The organism is Tsukamurella sp. TY48 (genome assembly GCF_019656655.1).
Lineage (GTDB): Bacteria > Actinomycetota > Actinomycetes > Mycobacteriales > Mycobacteriaceae > Tsukamurella > Tsukamurella strandjordii.
Window position 1 is genome coordinate 1093572 of record NZ_BPMV01000001.1, and the last position, 18528, is coordinate 1112099.

An 18528-nucleotide genomic window follows, 5' to 3' on the forward strand; every position below is an offset into this window, starting at 1 on the left:
TCTGGTCTATGAAGTTGCCGCGGCTGCGCGCCGACTACGGGTCGATCCTCCTGGGCTCCACCGAGGAGAGCTCGCGTCTGACGCGGTTGCGCGTGCAACTGGTGATCACGGTCGGCGTGATCGTGGCCAACCTCATCGGGGTGGGCCTGGCGATCACGCTGTCCGTGGTCGGCATCCCCCAGCCGCCCATCCCGTGGGACGCGTGGTGGATGAACTTCCTGGTGGTGCCGCTCTACATCGGTATCGCCTTCGTGCTCGGCGCCACGATCGGCACCGTCAAGATCGTGCAATCGCTGCGTTGGTCCATCCGGCGCGAAGAGCCCACCGCCGCCCAGGCCAAGGCCGCACTCACCGCGCCCTGGCGGCTCACCGCGCTGCAGGCCGCGCTGTGGGCCGTTGGCACCGTGGTCATGACCGTCGGGTACGGCTCCATCGACCCCGAGCTCATCCCCAAGATCGCGCTGGTGACCGGACTCAGCGGTGTGGTCGTCTGCGCGATCTCCTATCAGATCACCGAATTCGCGCTGCGCCCCGCGGCCGCCCAGGCGCTCGAGGCGGGGTTCCGTGCACCGCGCCGCGGCCGGCTGCGCATGCGCGCGGCCACGGCGTGGGCCATCGGCTCGGGCGTCCCCATCCTGGGCATCGTGTTGGTTGCCGCCTTCGGCACCTTCCGCGACGACACCTCCAAGCTCGACATCTTCATCGCCGTCGCCGCCCTCGGCGGCGTGGCACTGCTCACCGGACCGCTGCTCACGTTGCTCAACACCGACACACTGGTGGCGCCACTGCGCGTGCTGGGCAACGCCATCCGGCAGGTGCGCGACGGCCACACCGACGTCTCCGTACGCATCTTCGACGGCTCCGACATGGGCGAACTGCAGGCCGGCTTCAACGCCATGACCGCGGGACTGGCCGAGCGCGAACGACTCCGGGACCTGTTCGGCCGGCACGTGGGGCGCGATGTGGCCGATGCGGCACTCGGCCTGGGCGTCCAGCTCGGCGGTTCCGAGCAGGTGGTGGCCGTGATCTTCGTGGACGTGGTCGGGTCCACCACCCTGGCCCGGCAGAAGCCCGCCACCGAGGTGGTCGAACTGCTCAACCGCTTCTTCGAGGTGATCGTCACCGAGGTGGAAGCGAACGACGGGCTGGTCAACAAGTTCGAGGGCGATGCCGTGCTCGCCGTCTTCGGCGCCCCACTCCCCCATCCCGATCCGGCCGGCGGAGCGCTGCGTGCGGCGCGCGGTATCGCCGCCCGGCTGCCCTCCGCGGTCCCCGACCTGACGGCGGGCATCGGCGTCTCCTTCGGGACGGTGGTCGCGGGCAACGTGGGCGCGATCGAACGCTACGAGTACACGGTGATCGGCGATCCGGTCAACGAATCCGCCCGGCTGTCCGAGGTGGCCAAGCGCGACACCACACTGCCGGTGGCGGCGGAGGCCGCGATCACCGCGGCCCGCGAATCCGAATCGCAGCACTGGGCCTTCACCGACGCGGTCACGCTCCGCGGGCGCGAGGTGCCCACCCGGCTCTACGCTCCCGGCGCGAGCACCAGCATGTCGTCGACGAAGGTGGTCGATCCCACGGTGAAGGGCTTCTCCCCCGCGCGCACGAATCCGGATTTGGCGTAGAACCGCTTGGCGCGCAGGTTGTCCCGGTTCACGTTCAACCAGACGCCCGCCGTTCTCATCGCCTCGGCATCGGCACGGACCGCGTCGAGGAGCGCCCGCGCGGCGCCGCCGCCGTGCTGCTCCGGGTCGACGTACAGCTTGGACAGGTACGACGAGGGCCGCTCGCGCCACTGCTCCGGCCCCTCCGGGTGCGTGCCGTGCAGCACCAGGGCGTAGCCGAGCGGGCCCCGCGCACCGTCGATCACGAGCACCCGGTGATCCGCGTTCGCGAGGTGCTCGGCGAATCGATCCGGGCCCAGGTGTGCGGCGATGAACGCGTCGATGTGCTCGCGCTCCAGCTCGGGCGGGCAGGCCAGCGGGAAGGTGCGCGCGGCGAGCGATGCGACCGCGGCGGCGTCCGCGGGGGTCGCGGTGCGGACCGTCGGCGACATGGGCGTTCCTCCTGTACGGCGAGCGTCGCGGACCCGCGACGCGATGGAGCCTATCGACGAGCCACCACGTACCGGCGCACGCCGTCGTCGGTGACCACGGCGACATCGCCGCGTTCGCGCAACACCTCCAGGTGGGCGCGGATCTCGCCGACCGCGATCATCCGGTGTTCCACCGGCAGCTCGTCGAGGGCGAGCTTGCGACGGGTCCAGTGCATCGCCCCGGCGATCGCGAACGCGGTGTCCCGGCCGTCGCCCAGCTGGTCCAGCACCTCGGCCAGCCGTTCCTCGTGATGCAGGATCAGCTCCCGCACCCGCTCGTGCGTGCCCGGCAGCACCGGACCGTGCGCAGGGAGCATGACGCCGTCGGCCAGGCCCAGCGTGGCGTCGAGCGAGGCCAGGAACGAGCTCAGCGGGGACTCCTCGGGCGACCACTCGAAACCGATCGACGGGGTGATCCGCGGCAGCACGTGATCGCCCGTGATGAGGGCGCCGGATGCGGTGTGCCGCAGGATCACGTGGCCGCGGGTGTGTCCCGGTGTGGCGATCACGTCGAGGGTGCCGTCGGCGAGGTCGATGCGGTCACCGTGGTCGAGCCAGCCGTCGGGGGCGGCCATCCGGGCGTTGGATTCGACGTTCGGCACGCCGCTGCCCGCGATCCGGTCGGCGAGCTCGTGCGCGCCCTCCTCCCGCAGCTGCCCGACTTGAACGGGGAAGCGCACCGGCGCATCCCGCGAGTAGTCGAGGATGCTCGGCGCCTCACCCCGCCCGATCAGCACCGGGGTGCCGCGGGTGTCGCTCCACAGGCATCCCTGCGAGTAGTGATCGCCGTGGTGGTGGGTGGCCACGGTGAGCGCGATGTCGTCGAGCCCGAAGCCGAGCTCGCCGAGCGCCTGCGTCAGCGCGCGCTCGTTCTCGTCGGTGGCCCACCCGGGGTCGACGAGCACCACACCGTCGGGTCCGGCGGCGAGATAGGCGTTCACGGCGACCAGCCCCGTGATGGGCAGCGGCAGCGGAATCCGGTACAGACCGGGGGCCACCTCGTGCGGGCCCGCCTCGGTCCAGCTCGCCAGTTCGGTCATCCGCGCCACCACATTCCGTATCAGTAGATCTTCTCAGCTCTACCAGATTCGGACGTCGGTGGAGAAATCGGGCCTATCGGCCGAGCAGGCGGTCGGTCTCGCGGCGTTCGCGCTTCGTGGGCCTGCCCGCGCCGCGCTCGCGCTGCGGCATCGACAACACGATCTCCCGCGGCGGCGGGGGCGGGCTGCGGTCGAGGTAGCAGGTGGCGGCCACGGGGGCGCCCACCCGCTTGGGAATGAGGGTGGCCACCTCCACGATCCGTTCGCGGCCGCCGAGCCGCAGCCGCACCTCGTCTCCCACCACGATGTGTTGGGCGGGTTTCGCCGTGGCGCCGTTGACCCGCACGTGGCCGCCCCGGCACGCGGTGGCGGCGGCCGACCGCGTTTTGGTCAGCCGCACCGCCCACAGCCAGGCGTCGACGCGCACGGGCCTAGCGCTTACGCAGCAGCCGCGAGACGCCGACCGCTCCGAGCACGCCGAACGCGACGAGCAGCAGCAGGCCGATCGCGGGGTTGACGACGAATCCAATCACCACGATGATCGCCGCCGGCGCCGCGATCGCGGCCACCATGCCGGGGTGCTGCTTCACGACCTCCAGTGCGGCCTGCTTGCGCGCCGGGTCCAGCTGTTTTCCTGCCATGACACCAATGTACCGGCACATATCGGGCAGGATGGGGGCATGACGGTGCTGGCGCTGATGCGACACGGCGAGGCCGGGATGTCGGTGCCCGACGAGGCCCGCCCGATCACCGCGACCGGCCACGAGCAGGCCCTCCGCTCGGCGAATTGGCTGCGCGATCAGGGGCTGGTCCCGGCGCAGGCGCTCGTCTCGGCCGCGCGGCGCACCGTCGAGACCTTCCGGGCCACGGAACTGGACTGTCCGATGACCGCGACCGAGGCGCTGTACGAGTGCCGCGGGCAGACCGTGCTCGACGAGATCAACGGCGTGCCGGGCGATGTGCCCGTGCTGCTCGTGGTGGGCCACTTCCCCGGGCTCCCCGAGGCCGCGGCGCTGCTGGACCCGGGTGCCGAGCTGCCCGGGTTCGCGCCGGGCACCGTGGTGCTACTCGACCTGGACGACGGTCCCGTGACGCCCGGTTCGGGCCGGTTGCGCGACGCCTTCACCCCGTAGGATGCCCGATATGGCCTCCCTGATCCTGCTGCGGCACGGAAAGTCCGCCTACCCCGACAAGGTGAAGGATCACGACCGGCCGCTCGCGCCGCGCGGGCTGCGCCAGGCCAAGCTCGCGGGCACGGCGATCCGCCGCTACGGGCACACCGTGGATCTGGTGCTGTGCTCGACCGCCGAACGCGCCCGCGCCACGCTGGCGCAGACCGAGGTCGACGCGCCGGTGCGGTACCTGGGCGAGTTGTACGGCGCGTCGGGCGAGGAGATCCTCGCGATCGTCGACGCCGAGCGCGGCGAGGCGGAGACCGTGCTGGTGGTGGGGCACGAGCCGGGCGTCGCCGATGCGGCGCAGCTGCTCGATCCCACCTTCACTCTGACCAAGTTCCCCACATCCGCCTTCGCGGTTGTCGAGGATGGTCACGCGGAACTTCACATCCCTCGCTGACCAGGCAGCTCCGGGCACACACCCGACCCCGCGCGCCCGAGCAATCGTTCGCATATAGTGTGCCGCAGAATCATCGGTCAAGACATTGGGGGATGTCGTGTATCGAGTGAAACGTGTGCTGGCAGCGGTGGCAGGAATGCTCTGCCTGGTTCTGCTGAGCGTCTTTCCAACAACGGTTGCCAATGCAGGCCCGGGCGATGTCTGCCCAGGCGTAGAAGCGGCGATGCGGTCGCTGGGCGATAGGATCGCCGCACACAATGCGGCGCCACACCAGTTCCTTCTCCCCGATCAGATGGCGCAGTACAACGCGTACAACGCAGAGAAGGCCCAGCTCGACACCGAGCAAGCAGCCCTCAAATCGAGGGTGATCGCATGCACAGAAGCTACAGCCTCGGTCGCGAAGACGGTTCCCGGCGGCGCACCGGTGGAGACACGGGCACCAGATGCCATCCGCGACAAACTTGACGCGGGTAAGAGAGCAATACCGCCGAACTGGCAGACCCCACCGATCAGTCGGAAGCCCTCAGGAAAACCCGAGGTTCCGAAGACATCGCCACTCAGATCGATCTATGACTCCCTTCGCGGCGCCTCACCTAAGAAGCCGAAGGAATTCGGAAATGTCATTCTCCAAAACGAACCGAAGCCCAAGATCGGCGACCCGAACCCCGCCTACCCAGGGCAGACTATTGGTCGCAATAGATCAGGTCTTCCCGCCGTGTCTCCCGACCACATCGTTTCACTAGCCGAACTGGTCCAACTCAACAATTTCTGGAGGCTCACCCCTGATCAGATGTATCTACTTTCCACCACTCCCATCAACTTTCAATGGCTACCCACTGGGCCCAACCAATCAAAACAATCCGGAAGTGCCGCTTCCGTCAACCCGCCACCAGATCCGGGGTGGATACGCGCTCAAGTCGCACTCGAAGATCGCGTTCGAGCTGCATTGCAGGATGCAATCGACAAGCTGGTGATAGCGAATGGATGACGGAATGCCCTACCGTATCGAAGAGATCGAAGACGCACTTTCGACAGAGGCAGTAACCGCCCGAGTCGCTACCGACTCAGAAGTCCTCCATAGCAACATGCCTGACCAATGGGTCTTGATTCACGAGAGTCACGATCCCCGACGCAGAACCGAACTCGCTCTGGATCTGTGGGGGCCCGCCATCCGGCAAGCAATTCCACAGTACTTCGACAATCTTGAAACCCGCCTCGACGACGTTCGACTTTTCACACTCACTCTGGACAACGAAAACATTTCTGCGCTCATCTACATCTGTGGTCGAACTAGCTCGAACTTCCCTATTGTGTGGATCGGAAGAATTCCGACGACCGGCGAGCAGGATCTACCTGAGGCGCTCGAACCACTACGAGCCTTCTTTGAGAGCACCCACTCCGAGTTCACAGCCGAAGATTGGATGTCGAACGGGATACTTCCGCCTGAGCAGTACGACGAACTCAGATTTGAATCACGGATTCCAGACGACGACGATGTCGTCCTCGACGACGGCCGAACGATGAACACCGGAGACCTACTCGTTACGGCGAAGTATTCCGGTGCACTCTTCCTGTGCTTGGCACCCGCAACCGGGGAAGGAATCCTAGAATCTGAGGGAAACTTCGATACTGCCGCTCCGTACCTTCCTCATCTCGACCGACTCATGATCCAAGCGTGGGAGGCCTAATGACCCCACCAAGCCTCACACCGGAGCAGAATCGCCGCCGCTGGCGCCTTCTGCTGTGTGGGATCGCCGTCATCACGCTCGTGACCGTGTCGCTCATGGCGGTGGCCATCTGGCGTGGGGGCAGCCTTCTCGGTCCGAGCGCGGAAGCTCAGATCGCATCGACCGCTCGCAGTTTCGCTCACGCTGTCGACACCCGAGATCAAACGACGATGCTCAAGCTGCTCTGCCGCGAGGAAGCAGACCAAGTAACAAGTGACGACGATTACGACCCCGACAACTCGTCGGCCGAAGTCGGCCTCATCCCTCGTCCGTTCCAAGTCCAGTCTGTCCAAGTCCTCAACGACGTTGCCGCCGTCGAATTCTCTCGGTCGGAACCGGTCAGTAGAGGGACCTTGTACCTCACGAAGGAAGACGACACGTGGAAGGTCTGTGACGTCGCGAAGACACGTTTCGAGTAGCGCACCGATTGCGACGCCTACTCTGGGAGCCGTGACCGTACGCGCGCAGTTCGAGAATTCATCGCAGACACTCTTCACCGACGGGCTGCGGGGCCTCCTCGCCGCCCATCCCGACGCCGCGTGGCACCCCGAGGGATTCGTCGCGCGGCGCACGCCGCGCACCGGCGGGGTGGCGCTCGTCTCCGGCGGCGGCTCGGGGCACGAGCCGATGCACGCCGGTTTCGTGGGCGCGGGCATGCTCGACGCGGCGTGCCCCGGGCTGGTGTTCACCTCCCCCAACGCGGTGCAGATCGCGGCGGCCACGCGCGCGGTGGACACCGGCGCGGGCGTGCTGCACATCGTGAAGAACTACACCGGCGACGTGATGAACTTCGCCGTGGCCCGACGCCTGGTGGGCGCCGAGGACGAGGGTCGTCCCGCGGTGCGGACCGATGTGGTGCTGGTGGCCGACGATGTGGCCACCGAAGACACCAAGGGGCCGGGCCGCCGCGGCACCGGCGCCACCATCGTGGTCGAAAAGCTCTGCGGCGCAGCAGCGGATGAAGGACATTCCCTGACGGAGGTCGCCGATCTGGGACGCGGTGTGGCCGAGACCGCGCGGTCGATGGCCGTGTCCTTCTCCGCCTGCACGGTGCCCGGCGCCACCGAGCCGTCGTTCGAGCTGGCCCCCGGCCAGATGGCGGTGGGTGTGGGCATCCACGGCGAGCGCGCCCGCGACGAGCGCGACGCGGTGCCGGCGAAGGAGCTGGTGGCGCACCTGCTCGACCGGATCCTGCCGGGCACCGGCCTGCAGTCCGGCGGCCGGGCCCTGGTGGTGGTGAACAACCTCGGCGGCGTCACCGATCTCGAACTGGGCGTGCTGTTCGGCGAGGCCGTGCAGCAGCTCGCCGACCGCGGCATCGAGGTGGCCCGCTCGCTGGTCGGGCGGTTCGTGACCGCCCTCGACATGGCGGGCGCCTCGATCACCGTGGTGCCGCTCGACGACGAGCGGATCCGCCTGTGGGACGCGCCGACCGCCGCCCCCGGCTGGCCGCACGCGGCCACCGCACCGTCGGCCGTGCCCGAGCTCACCACCGCGCGGCCCGACGACTCCGCCGACGACGGTGCGCCGAACGCCTGGATCTCGGCCTTCGTGGAGCGGGTGCAGGGCGCCGTCGACGAGCTGACCGAACTGGACCGCAAGGCCGGCGACGGCGACTTCGGCACCAACATGGAGGCCGCGCTCGGCCATTACCCGATCCCCTTGCGCGGCACCGACGGTGACGTCCTCGAAGCGGTCGCCACCTCGTACCTGGTGCGCGCCGGCGGCACCTCGGGTGCCGTCTTCGGCACCTTCTTCACCGAGCTCGGCCGAGCCCTGGAGGCCGCGCCCGGCAAGCCCGGATTCGTGACCGGCGTGCGCGCGGGACTCGATGCGGTGCAAGAGCTGGGCGGCGCACAGGTGGGCGATAAGACCGTGGTGGACGCCCTCTCCCCCGCCGCCGATGTGCTCGACGGCGGCGGTTCCCTCACCGAGGCCGCAGAGGCTGCGGCGCAGGGCGTGGCGGCCACGGCAGACAGCGCGGCCTCGCGGGGGCGCGCCTCCTACCTCGGTGACACCGTCAAGGGCGTTCCCGATCCCGGCGCACTGGTGATGTCCTGGCTGTTCGAGGCGGCCGCGCAGCACCTGTAACGGCAGTTCCGGGGTTCCCCCCACCAAGAACGGTCACTAACTTATAGTCGGTTGAGGGGCGTCGTCACCACGGGTGACGACGCCCGGCGGCCGACACCTCTGTCAGGGCATCGGCCGCACCGAGCCCGTCGAGAGGAAAGTCCATGACCGAAGCAGTGATCGTCGACATCGTCCGGACCGCATCCGGCAAGGGCAAGCCCGGCGGCGCCCTGCACGGAGTGCACCCGGCCGACCTGCTGGCGGGCGTGATCCGCTCGCTCGTCGAGCGCAACGACCTCGACCCCGCGCTGGTCGACGACGTGATCGCGGGCTGCGTGCACCAGGTGGGCGACCAGGCCCTCAACATCGCGCGGATCGCGGCGCTCACCGCGGGCCTGCCGGTGGAGGTGCCCGGCACCACGATCGACCGGCAGTGCGGATCGTCGCAGCAGGCCGCGCACTTCGCGGCGCAGGGCGTGATCGCGGGCGCCTACGACATCGTGATCGCGGGCGGCGTCGAATCGATGAGCCGCGTGCCCATGGGCTCGACCTCGGTGGGCGGTGCCCCGATGGCCACGCTCGAGACCCGCTTCCCCAGCCTGCCGCATCAGGGCATCGGCGCCGAGCTGATGGCCGCCCGCTGGAAGCTCGACCGCGAGAGCCTGGACCGGTACGCGGCGGATTCGCACGCCCGCGCCGTGGCCACCCGCGAATCCGGCGGCTTCGATGCCGAGATCGTGCCCGTCACTCTGCCGGACGGCGCGACGCACACCGTCGACGAGACCGTCCGCGCGAGCACCACCGCCGAGGGGCTCGCCGGCCTGCGTCCCGCCTTCGAGGAGCAGAAGTGGGCGGAGCGCTACCCGGAGATCACCTCGTGGTCGATCACGCCGGGCAACTCCTCGCCGCTCACCGACGGCGCCTCGGCCGCGCTCATCATGAGCGCCGAGAAGGCGGCGGCCCTGGGCCTGACGCCCCGTGCGCGGTTCCACAGCTTCGCGGTGGTCGGCTCCGATCCCGAGATCATGCTGAGTGGCCCGATCCCCGCCACCCACAAGGTTTTGCAGCGCGCGGGCCTGAGCATCGCGGACATCGACGCCTTCGAGGTCAACGAGGCCTTCGCCTCGGTCCCGCTGGCGTGGTCGGCCGAATTCGACGTCGACCCCGCGAAGCTCAACCCACGGGGCGGCGCCATCGCGCTCGGGCACCCGCTGGGCGCCTCGGGAACCCGGCTGCTCACCACCCTGGTCAACCACCTGGAGGCCACCGGCGGGCGGTACGGACTGCAGACGATGTGCGAGGGCAACGGCATGGCCAACGCCACCGTCATCGAACGGATCTAGACGCGGAAACGAGAACCGGGGCCGGCGCGATGCCGGCCCCGGTTCCGTCGTCTCGGGCTCTGCGGTCTCGGGCTACTTCGCCTCGGGGCTGCTCGGCTCGGCCGCCGCAGCGGGACGGGCACCGGCGGGCCCGGCGAAGACGGTGCGGCCCAGCGGCTGCCAGATCAGCAGGATCGCGCCGAAGATCATCGACGAGGCGCCCGCCGGAACGTCCAGCGGCCAGAAGGCGATCGCACCCACCACGACCATGGCGCCGCCGATCAGCAGCGAATTGCGCCCACTCTGCTGCGCCATCGGGATCATCGCGCGCCCCGTCGTGTACAGGCTGGCCGGGGTGCGGCGCAGCACCTCCGCGATGCCCACGGTGAGGAAGCAGGTCACGACGAAGGTGATCGCGGTGACGATCGGCGCGTACACCTCGAACCGGAACCGCTGGATGGTGGGCGCCAACTCCTGCAGGGCGAAGCCGTGCACCAGGAAGATGCCGAAGGAGCGATCGGAGGCGGTCTTGAGGAACCGGTCCCAGAACGAACCGGGGGTGCGGCGCTCGGACCAGATGGTGCCCGCGGCGTACAGGGCCATGATGATCAGGACGAACATCGCGGCGTAGAAGGGGCGGAAGACGTTCGCGGCGGTCACCGGGAACATGCCGTCGTCCACCAGGCCCAGGTAGTACATGATCGAGACGGCGATGCTGATGCCGGCGAGCACGATCACCCAGCCGCGGAACCGCGACATGAACTTCTTGACGCCGTCCAGGTGCATGGCCGCCACACAGCCGAGCAGCGTGAAGAACTGGTACGGGATGAACGTGGCGGGCAGGTGGTTCCACAGCTTCGCCAGCAGCCCGTAGTTGAAGATCTCGGGGCGCACCTCGGTCATGTACTGGAGCAGCACGAGGTGGAAGGCCAGGCTCACCGCGAGCAGGTACTTGTGATAGCCCCAGGTCCAGCGGAGGAACTTCAGCAGGAACGGGAACAGCAGGTACACCTGCAGCGTCACGAAGACGAAGTAGAGGTGGTACCAGGCGTCGCCGGTGAGCAGGTCGTACCCGAGCACCTTGAACGCGGTCTTCGTCGATTCCCAGGTCTCGAACGTGCGCCAGACGTTGGAGAACGAGGGCGGCCACATGATGTACATGTGGTACAGCCAGTAGAAGACGGTCCACACCACGAAGGGCAGTCCGACCGCCTTGTAGCGCTTGCGCCAGAACTCGAACGGCTTGAGCTGCCGATCCTTGTACTGGTACACCAGCACGAAACCGGTGAGCGCGAAGAAGGCGTTGCGGGTGTAGTGGAACACCGTCTGCACGGCGTTCGACGCGACGCTGAACGGGAACGTGGTGCCCGAGACGCAGTGGTCGAAGATCACGCCCGCGAAGGTGACGATGCGCACGATGTCGAGCTGGTAGAGGTGCCCGCCCTTGGTCTTGCTGGGGACGTAACCACGCTTGCGTCGCGGCTTCTGCGCCTCCGTCTCCGGTTCGACGCCATCGCTCATGGTTCGGTCCACGCTCACTGAGTTGAATCCCTCATACAGCCAGTTAATACCTGGTCACAGGTCCTAGGTACCGTAACCGGTGGGTCTGCAAGGGTCCAACTCGGCGCGCGTGCCTCCCGCCGATCGACACGATGCGGGTCAGTTCGCGGTCCAGCCGCCGTCCATCGTGTACGACGAGCCCGTGACCATCGCGGCCGCCGGGCTGCACAACCAGGACACCAGGCCCGCGACCTCGTCGGGCTCGATGAGCCGCTTGATCGCGGGGCGCGCGAGGAAGACCTCGTCGGTCACCTGCTGTTCGGTGATGCCGTGCGCGGCCGCCTGCTCGGCGATCTGTTTCGCCACCAGCGCGGTGCGCACGTAGCCCGGGTTGACGCAGTTGCTGGTGACGCCGTGCTCGCCGCCCTCCAGCGCCGTCACCTTCGACAGCCCCTCCACGCCGTGCTTGGCGGCCACGTAGGCGGCCTTGTACTTCGACGCCCGCAGCCCGTGCACCGAGGAGACGTGCACGATCCGGCCGAAGCCGCGCTCGTACATCGCGGGCAGCGCCGCGCGGGTGAGCAGGAAGGGCGCCTCCAGCATGAGCGTGGTGATCCGCCGGAACCATGCGGGATCGAAGTCCTCGATGGGCGCCACGTGCTGGACCCCGGCGTTGTTGACCAGGATGTCCACATCGAGCGCCAGACCGGCCAGGGCGGCCGTATCGGTGAGGTCGAGTTCCAGCGCCCGCCCGTCGATCTCCTCGGCCAGGGTGCGCGCGGCGGCACCGTCGCGATCGACGACGGTGACGGCGGCACCGTCGGCGGCGAGGCGGCGCGCGACGGCCGCCCCGATCCCCGCCGCGCCGCCGGTCACCATCGCCCTCACGCGCGGGCCCCGGCGGCCTGCTCGGCCTGCAGAGCCGCCCGGTCCTCCTCGTCGATCGTGGCGAGGTCGATCCCCTTGGTCTCGCGGACGAAGAAGACCGCGAGGAAGGTGATGCCGCACGCCATCGCGAGGTACACCGCGACCGGCACCGACGAACCGAAGTCCTTGAGCAGCTTGGTCGCGATGATCGGCGCCAGCGAACCGGCGACGACCGAGGTGACCTGCGCGGCGACCGAGACGCCCGAGTAGCGCATCCGGGTCGGGAAGGATTCGGCCATGATCGCGGGCTGCGGCGCGTACATCAGCGCGTGGAACATCAGGCCGATCGTGACCGCCGCGACCACCACCACGCCGTGGCCGGTGTCGAACATCGGGAAGGCGAAGAAGCCCCAGGTCGCGGCGAGGGCGGCCCCGACCCAGTACACCGGGCGGCGGCCGACACGGTCGGTGAGCGCGCCCGCCAGCGGCATGACCGCGAAGTGCACCGCGTGCGCGATGAGCAGCCACATCAGGATGTCCGAGGTGTCCATCTTCACGACCGTCTTGAGGTACGTGATCGAGAAGGTCACGACGAGGTAGTAGAAGATGTTCTCGCCGAACCGCAGACCCATCGCCGAGAGCACGCCGCGGGGGTAGCGCTTGACGACCTCGACGACGCCGTAGGAGACGGCCTTCTCCTCCGCGATCTGCTGCTGGGCCTCCTTGAAGATCGGCGACTCGTCGACCTGGGTGCGGATGTAGTAGCCCACCAGCACGATCACGGCCGAGAGCCAGAAGGCGATGCGCCAGCCCCACGCGAGGAAGTCCGCCTCGGACAGCGCGTTGGTGAGGATCAGCAGCACGACGGTGGCGGCCAGGTTGCCGCCCGGCACGCCGGCCTGCGGCCATGACGCCCAGAAGCCGCGGGTCTTGTTCGGGCTGTGCTCGGCCACGAGCAGCACCGCGCCGCCCCACTCCCCGCCCACGGCGAAGCCCTGGATGAAGCGCAGCACCACCAGCAGGAAGGGCGCCCAGTAGCCGATCTGATCGAAGGTGGGCAGGCAGCCCATGAGGAATGTGGCGACGCCGACCATGAGGATCGAGACCTGGAGGAGCTTCTTGCGGCCGAGCTTGTCGCCCAGGTGGCCGAAGACGATGCCGCCGACCGGGCGGGCCGCGAAGCCCACGGCGTAGGTGACGAAGGCCGCGATGATCGCGTCGTACTCGCTGGCGCCGGCCTTGAAGAAGATCTTGTTGAAGACCACCGTGGCGGCGATGCCGTAGAGGAAGAACTCGTACCACTCGACCACCGTGCCGGCCATCGACGCCGCGACGATCTTCCGCAAGCCGCTGGGCTTCTCCAGGTCGGACTCCGCCATACCCACTCCTCGTGTCTCAAGTCACGATCGAGCACCTGATGTGATGCAGGTCATGACCGAAGGAAGTATGGATGCATAGAATTGCAGACACAATGACCACTCACGCCCATCCGATCTGCATCGATGCACAGTCCTGAGGTGCACAGTCCTGAGGCCAGCGCCGACGGCCTGCTCACACTGCTCGCCGTGGCCCGCACCGGCCGCTACACCGCCGCCGCCGATCTGCTGGGCATCAACCACACCACCGCATCACGTCGGGTGGCCGCCCTGGAGCACGCGCTCGGCGGGCCGCTGCTGGCCCGCGGGGCCGGCGGCTGGGAACTCACCGACCTCGGCCGCACCGCGGTGGGGGCGGCCGAGCGGATCGAGGCCACGCTCCTCGGGCTGCACGCCGACACCGACGACGATCTGCACGGCAAGGTCCGCATCGCCGCCACCGACGGCTTCAGCGCCCGGGTGGTGGCGCCGGCCATCGCGCGGCTGGGCCGCGCCCACCCGCGGCTGTCGGTGGACCTGCTGACGGTGACCCGCCGGGCACCGTCGACCCGATCCGGGGTCGACATCGAGGTGGTGGTCGGACGGCCCGGGACCTACCGGGTGGAGCCCACCCTGCTGGCGCCGTATCGGTTGGGGCTCTACGGATCCGAGGACTTCCTGGCCGCGACCGGCATACCCCGGACCCGCGCCGATCTCGGCGGCCGGCCGCTGGTCTACTTCATCGAGTCGATGCTCACCGTGGACGATCTCGACCAGGCGCGGGTGGTGGTCCCCGAGATGGCCGACCGGCTCAGTTCGACCAACGTGCTGGTGCACGTGGAGGCGACCCGCGCCGGCACCGGACTGGGCCTGCTCCCGTGCTTCCTGGCCGATACCCACCCGGACCTCGTCCGGGTGCTCCCCGAGGAGGTGGCGGTGGACCTGGAGTACTGGATGGTGGTGCGCCCCGAGGCCGCTCGGCGGCGTGAGGTGGCCGCCGTGGCCGGGGCGCTGCGCGAGCGCGTGGATGCGATGCGGGGCGAACTACTGGGTCTGCGCTGAGGCTGGGCGGTGCGCAACCGCGGAGGGGTGGGTCGCCGGTCCCCCTCAACCTGTGACCCGCACCCGACGGCCGGGCCGGCAGCCTTCGCGGCTGCCGGCCCATTCCGTTTGGCGGTAGACTGTCCGCTTGACCATGAGCGCATCGACTACCAACGGCGGTCCCTCGTTCACGCCCGAGGACCTGACCGGATTCTTCGGCGCACCGACGGTGCGGCGTGCCGGCGAGTACGTGGGCACCGGCCTGATCGGCGACCTGGAGTGGGACGACGAGAAGCGCCTGGTGACCGGCGTGGTGGCGGGCACCCGCGAGTACGACGCGCGGGTGTGGATCGAGCCCGTCGGCGGCGGCTGGCGCCCCGTGCGCAGCCTGTGCAGCTGCCCCGTGGCGTTGAACTGCAAACACGGCGCGGCGCTGCTGCTCGAACTCACCGCGGAGGACGTCGAAGAGGCCTCCGTCGAACAGCCCGATCCGTGGGAGCGGCAACTCGAGGCGCTGCTGCCCGAGACTCCGCGCACCGTGGCCACCCTGCCGGTGGCCCTGCAGTTCGACGTCGACGAGCGCGGCGTGACCTCCGGCCAGCGACTGCAGGTGCGGCTGGCCACGCCCGGCATGCGCGACGGCACCTGGGTGGCGGGCGATGTGCGGTGGCGCACCATCGCCTCGGCCCCGCGGGTCTCCCCGGCGCAGCGCGAGGCGCTCACTCCCCTGGCGCAGCTCGTGCTGTGGAACCTGTACGGCGTGGACGCGTGGGCCGACCTCGGGATGATCGACACCCCGCTGCTGTGGGACCAGCTGCGCGCCGTGCGCGACGCCGGTGTCCCGCTGCTCACCAAGCGGCCCCGCGGCACCGTCATCCTGGCCGCCCCCACGCGGCTGGGTCTCGTGGCCCGGCCCGAATCCGGCGGGGTGGAGCTGGACCGGGAGGTGGACTTCGGCGACGGTCCGCGGCGCTTCACCGGCGGGCTGCTCGGCGCGCACCGCGCGCTGGGCCTCTTCCAGCAGGACGGCGACGAACTGCGGATCGCCCCGCTCGATCCCCCGCTGTCCACCGCACACACGGCCGCGCTGCGCCGGTTCACCCCGGTGCGGGTGCCCGAGGAGGCGGTCCCGCAGCTGCGGGAGAAGTACCTTCCGTACCTGGCGGCGGTGGCCCCGGTGCGCGATCCCGAGCAGCTGGTGGGTGAGATCGAGGTCCTGGGACCCGAACTCGTGTGCACCGCACGGTATTACCCCGAGGCCGGCGAGCTCGAGGTCGATTGGAAGTGGCGCTACAGCGTGGGCGGCGAGGCCCGCGATTACGCCGTGGGCACGGAGCCCGCCGGGATCGCCGACACGGTGGGCCAGCAGCGGATCACCCGGTCCATGGCGGGCGCGCTGCGTGAGGCGCAGGTGGGCGTGGACCATTCGCAGGGCTTCTACCGCGGCACGGAAGCCGCGGTGTGGCTCGCCGAGGCCGCACCCGTACTGCGGACCGTGCCCGGGCTGATCGTCGAGGTCACCGACGATCCCGGTTTCCGCTGGGCCGAATCGGCGGCCACGGTGTCGGTCCGGGTGCGCGGCGAGGATTCCGACTCCCCGTCGATGGACTGGTTCGACCTCGAGGTGGCCGTGGAGGTGGACGGCGAGGAGGTTCCCTTCCGGGACGTCTTCACCGCCGTCGCAGGTGGTCTCGACACCATCGTGACGCCGGGCGGCGTGCTGGCCCGGATCGACGGTGAGCGGTTCGACCGGCTGCGCGAGCTGATCGGCGAGGCGCGCGATCTGCCCAGCCGTGGCGGTCGCCGCACCCCGCGTGGCACCGCGGGCGACCGGGACGGGTTGCGCATCAGCCGATTCCAGGCGGGCCTGGTGGACGATTTGGCGGATCTTGCCGACGCCACCGATTTCGACGGTGACTGGAGCCGCCGGGTGGGCGCGCTGACGGCGGGCGATCTGGTGCGGCAGGAGACACCGTCGACGCTGCGGGCCGAGCTGCGCCCGTATCAGCGGGACGGCCTGGACTGGCTCTCCTTCCTGTGGGACAACGATTTCGGCGGCATCTTGGCCGACGACATGGGTCTGGGCAAGACGGTGCAGACGCTGGCGCTGATCTGTCGCGCGCACGAGAACGCCGAGCCCGATCTACTGGGTTCACCGGGTCCGTTCCTAGTGGTGGCCCCCACCTCGGTGGTGGGCAACTGGGCGGCCGAGTGCCGCCGGTTCGCACCGCATCTGACGGTGGCCACGGTGACCGAGACCTCACGCAAGTCCGGTGCGTCGATCCGGTCCGTGGTGGCCGGTGCCGATGTGGTGCTCACCTCCTACACGCTGCTGCGGTTGGACGCCGAGGAGTACGCGGCCGTCTCGTGGGCCGGGGTGATCCTCGATGAGGCGCAGTTCGTGAAGAACCCGCGCTCCAAGGCCTTCGCCGCCGTCTCGGTGCTGGACCGCAAGTTCACACTCGCGGTGACCGGCACCCCGATGGAGAATCACCTCGAGGAGCTGTGGGCGCTCACGGCGCTCACGGTGCCCGGCCTGTTCCCCGGCCGCACGTGGTTCGCGGAGGAGTACCGCCGCCCCATCGAGCGCGGCGGCGACGACGATCGCCTGTCCCGGCTGCGTCGGCGCGTGCGGCCGTTCATGTTGCGGCGCACCAAGGATCTGGTGGCCAAGGACCTGCCGGCGAAGACCGAATCGGTGGTGCAGGTACAGCTCAGCGACGAGCACCGACACACCTACGACCGGATCCTGGCCGATCAGCGAGCCAAGCTGCTGGGGCTGCTGGATGATTTCGACGGCAACCGGTTCGAGATCCTGCGGTCGCTGACGATGCTGCGGCGCCTTGCGCTCGATCCGTCGCTGGTGGACGAGGAGCTCGCCGTCGAAGACGTGGCGAAGCTCGACTACCTGGCGGAGAAGCTGGACGAGCTGCTGGAGGAGAAGCACGCGGTGCTGGTGTTCAGCCAGTTCACCGGGTTCCTGCGCAAGGCGGCCGAGCGGCTCGACGAGGAGGGCGTGGAGTACGCCTACCTCGATGGGTCCACCACCGACCGGGCCGCGGCGATCGAGAAGTTCACCTCCGGCGAGGTGCAGGTCTTCCTGATCTCCTTGAAGGCGGGCGGATTCGGCCTGAACCTGGTGCAGGCGGACTACTGCTTCCTGCTGGATCCGTGGTGGAACCCCGCGGCCGAGGCGCAGGCCATCGACCGCGCGCACCGGATCGGGCAGACCCGCAGCGTGATGGTGTACCGCCTCGTCTCCGCGGGCACGATCGAGGACAAGGTGATGGAGCTCAAGGAGCGCAAGGCCGCGCTCTTCGAGTCGGTCGTCGGCGGCGAGGGCGGTTTCGATGCCCGGCTCGCGGCCTCGGACATTCGCGCGCTGTTCGAGAACTGAGGGCGGGCCGAGCCCCGGGCCGGTCGGCGGATGGTCGTTGCGAATGGTCATGCGTGCGACGCATATCCCCGAACGACCAGGTCAGCGGCTTTTCTGCGTCGTCGCCCATGCGTGCGGCGCATGCCCCGGTCTCGTCAGGCTGCGGTGAGAGCTTCCAGGGCGTGTCCGTCGGGCGAGGGGAAGTAGACGCCGCGGCCACCGAAGCGGTGGTTGATCTCGCCCGCACCGGAACCGTCGGGCTCGGCGTGGAAGGCGAGGCCGCGCTGCTTTATCCGCGCGAGGATCTCGTCGAACTCGGTCTCCGAGACCAGGAAGGCGTAGTGCTGCGGGTGGATCGGCGCGGGCCTGGTCATCACGTCGAGCACCACGCTGTTCGCGAGGCGCACCTGCTGGAAGTGGCCACCGCCCACATCGACCGGACCCTCGAGACCGAGCATTTCGGTGAGGAACCGCGCGGTCTCGAGGTTGTCGGTGGCGGCGACGATGGTGTGGTTCAGTTCGATGCTCATGCCTCGACGCTAGGACCTCAACATCCC

Annotated in this window: 18 protein-coding genes; 10 read left to right on the forward strand and 8 right to left on the reverse strand. The window is 69.1% G+C overall.

All coding sequences use genetic code 11. From position 1 onward, the window contains the following. Positions 1-8 precede the first annotated feature (8 nt). Entirely contained in the window at positions 9-1628 is a 1620-nt protein-coding gene (locus TTY48_RS05320) for an adenylate/guanylate cyclase domain-containing protein (RefSeq protein ID WP_220656512.1), read from the forward strand. Here TTY48_RS05320 and TTY48_RS05325 read toward each other — a convergent pair. The 4 genes from TTY48_RS05325 to TTY48_RS05340 form a co-directional block, all read right to left on the reverse strand. Beyond that, a complete protein-coding gene (locus TTY48_RS05325) occupies positions 1529-2059 on the reverse strand; it encodes an N-acetyltransferase (RefSeq protein ID WP_220656513.1) in 531 nt (176 codons plus the stop codon). The two genes, TTY48_RS05320 and TTY48_RS05325, sit on opposite strands and share 100 nt — an antisense overlap. A gap of 50 nt (positions 2060-2109) precedes the next feature. Beyond that, the gene (locus TTY48_RS05330; protein ID WP_220656514.1) at positions 2110-3138 is read right to left on the reverse strand and encodes an MBL fold metallo-hydrolase; all 1029 of its coding nucleotides are present in this window, start codon (positions 3136-3138) and stop codon (positions 2110-2112) included. A 73-nt stretch (positions 3139-3211) separates the two neighbouring features. Beyond that, a complete protein-coding gene (locus tag TTY48_RS05335) occupies positions 3212-3565 on the reverse strand; it encodes an RNA-binding S4 domain-containing protein (RefSeq protein WP_220656515.1) in 354 nt (117 codons plus the stop codon). Positions 3566-3569: 4 nt separating this feature from the next. Next, positions 3570-3779 (reverse strand): hypothetical protein, encoded by a 210-nt coding sequence (locus tag TTY48_RS05340; protein ID WP_220656516.1) that lies wholly within the window; start codon positions 3777-3779, stop codon positions 3570-3572. Between the two features lie 39 nt (positions 3780-3818). Between TTY48_RS05340 and TTY48_RS05345 the strand changes: the two genes are divergently transcribed. The 7 genes from TTY48_RS05345 (at position 3819) to TTY48_RS05375 (ending at position 9853) form a co-directional block, all read left to right on the forward strand. After that, positions 3819-4271: a histidine phosphatase family protein gene (locus tag TTY48_RS05345; RefSeq protein WP_220656517.1), complete on the forward strand. Its 453-nt coding sequence runs from the start codon at positions 3819-3821 to the stop codon at positions 4269-4271. 10 nt (positions 4272-4281) lie between these two features. Beyond that, positions 4282-4713 (forward strand): histidine phosphatase family protein, encoded by a 432-nt coding sequence (locus tag TTY48_RS05350; RefSeq protein ID WP_220656518.1) that lies wholly within the window; start codon positions 4282-4284, stop codon positions 4711-4713. Positions 4714-4819: 106 nt separating this feature from the next. After that, complete coding sequence (locus TTY48_RS05355) at positions 4820-5701, forward strand: hypothetical protein (protein WP_220656519.1); 882 nt, start codon at positions 4820-4822, stop codon at positions 5699-5701. 4 nt (positions 5702-5705) lie between these two features. Continuing rightward, on the forward strand, positions 5706-6401 hold the full coding sequence (locus tag TTY48_RS05360; protein WP_220656520.1) for a hypothetical protein: 696 nt from the start codon (positions 5706-5708) through the stop codon (positions 6399-6401). Then, positions 6401-6859 carry a hypothetical protein gene (locus tag TTY48_RS05365; protein ID WP_220656521.1) on the forward strand — a complete coding sequence of 153 codons (459 nt, stop codon included), beginning with the start codon at positions 6401-6403 and terminating at the stop codon, positions 6857-6859. Before TTY48_RS05360 ends, TTY48_RS05365 begins: the two co-directional genes overlap by 1 nt. Positions 6860-6890: 31 nt before the next feature. Then, positions 6891-8531: a dihydroxyacetone kinase family protein gene (locus tag TTY48_RS05370; protein WP_220656522.1), complete on the forward strand. Its 1641-nt coding sequence runs from the start codon at positions 6891-6893 to the stop codon at positions 8529-8531. 143 nt (positions 8532-8674) lie between these two features. After that, complete coding sequence (locus TTY48_RS05375) at positions 8675-9853, forward strand: thiolase family protein (protein WP_220656523.1); 1179 nt, start codon at positions 8675-8677, stop codon at positions 9851-9853. A 72-nt stretch (positions 9854-9925) separates the two neighbouring features. Here TTY48_RS05375 and TTY48_RS05380 read toward each other — a convergent pair whose 3' ends face one another. From TTY48_RS05380 to TTY48_RS05390, 3 genes are all read right to left on the reverse strand, one after another. Further along, positions 9926-11353, reverse strand: coding sequence for an acyltransferase (locus TTY48_RS05380; protein WP_220656524.1), 1428 nt, complete (start codon positions 11351-11353; stop codon positions 9926-9928). Between the two features lie 138 nt (positions 11354-11491). After that, complete coding sequence (locus TTY48_RS05385; protein ID WP_220658462.1) at positions 11492-12211, reverse strand: 3-hydroxybutyrate dehydrogenase; 720 nt, start codon at positions 12209-12211, stop codon at positions 11492-11494. A 5-nt stretch (positions 12212-12216) separates the two neighbouring features. Beyond that, entirely contained in the window at positions 12217-13578 is a 1362-nt protein-coding gene (locus TTY48_RS05390) for an MFS transporter (protein WP_220656525.1), read from the reverse strand. 138 nt (positions 13579-13716) lie between these two features. On the opposite strand from TTY48_RS05390, the gene TTY48_RS05395 reads away from it, so the two are divergent. Both TTY48_RS05395 and TTY48_RS05400 read left to right on the forward strand, forming a co-directional pair. Next, on the forward strand, positions 13717-14616 hold the full coding sequence (locus tag TTY48_RS05395; protein ID WP_255585510.1) for a LysR family transcriptional regulator: 900 nt from the start codon (positions 13717-13719) through the stop codon (positions 14614-14616). A 133-nt stretch (positions 14617-14749) separates the two neighbouring features. Further along, on the forward strand, positions 14750-17992 hold the full coding sequence (locus tag TTY48_RS05400) for a DEAD/DEAH box helicase (RefSeq protein ID WP_220656527.1): 3243 nt from the start codon (positions 14750-14752) through the stop codon (positions 17990-17992). A 134-nt stretch (positions 17993-18126) separates the two neighbouring features. Here the strand turns inward: TTY48_RS05400 and TTY48_RS05405 are convergent, their stop codons facing one another. Beyond that, complete coding sequence (locus TTY48_RS05405) at positions 18127-18501, reverse strand: VOC family protein (RefSeq protein ID WP_220656528.1); 375 nt, start codon at positions 18499-18501, stop codon at positions 18127-18129. Positions 18502-18528 lie beyond the last annotated feature (27 nt).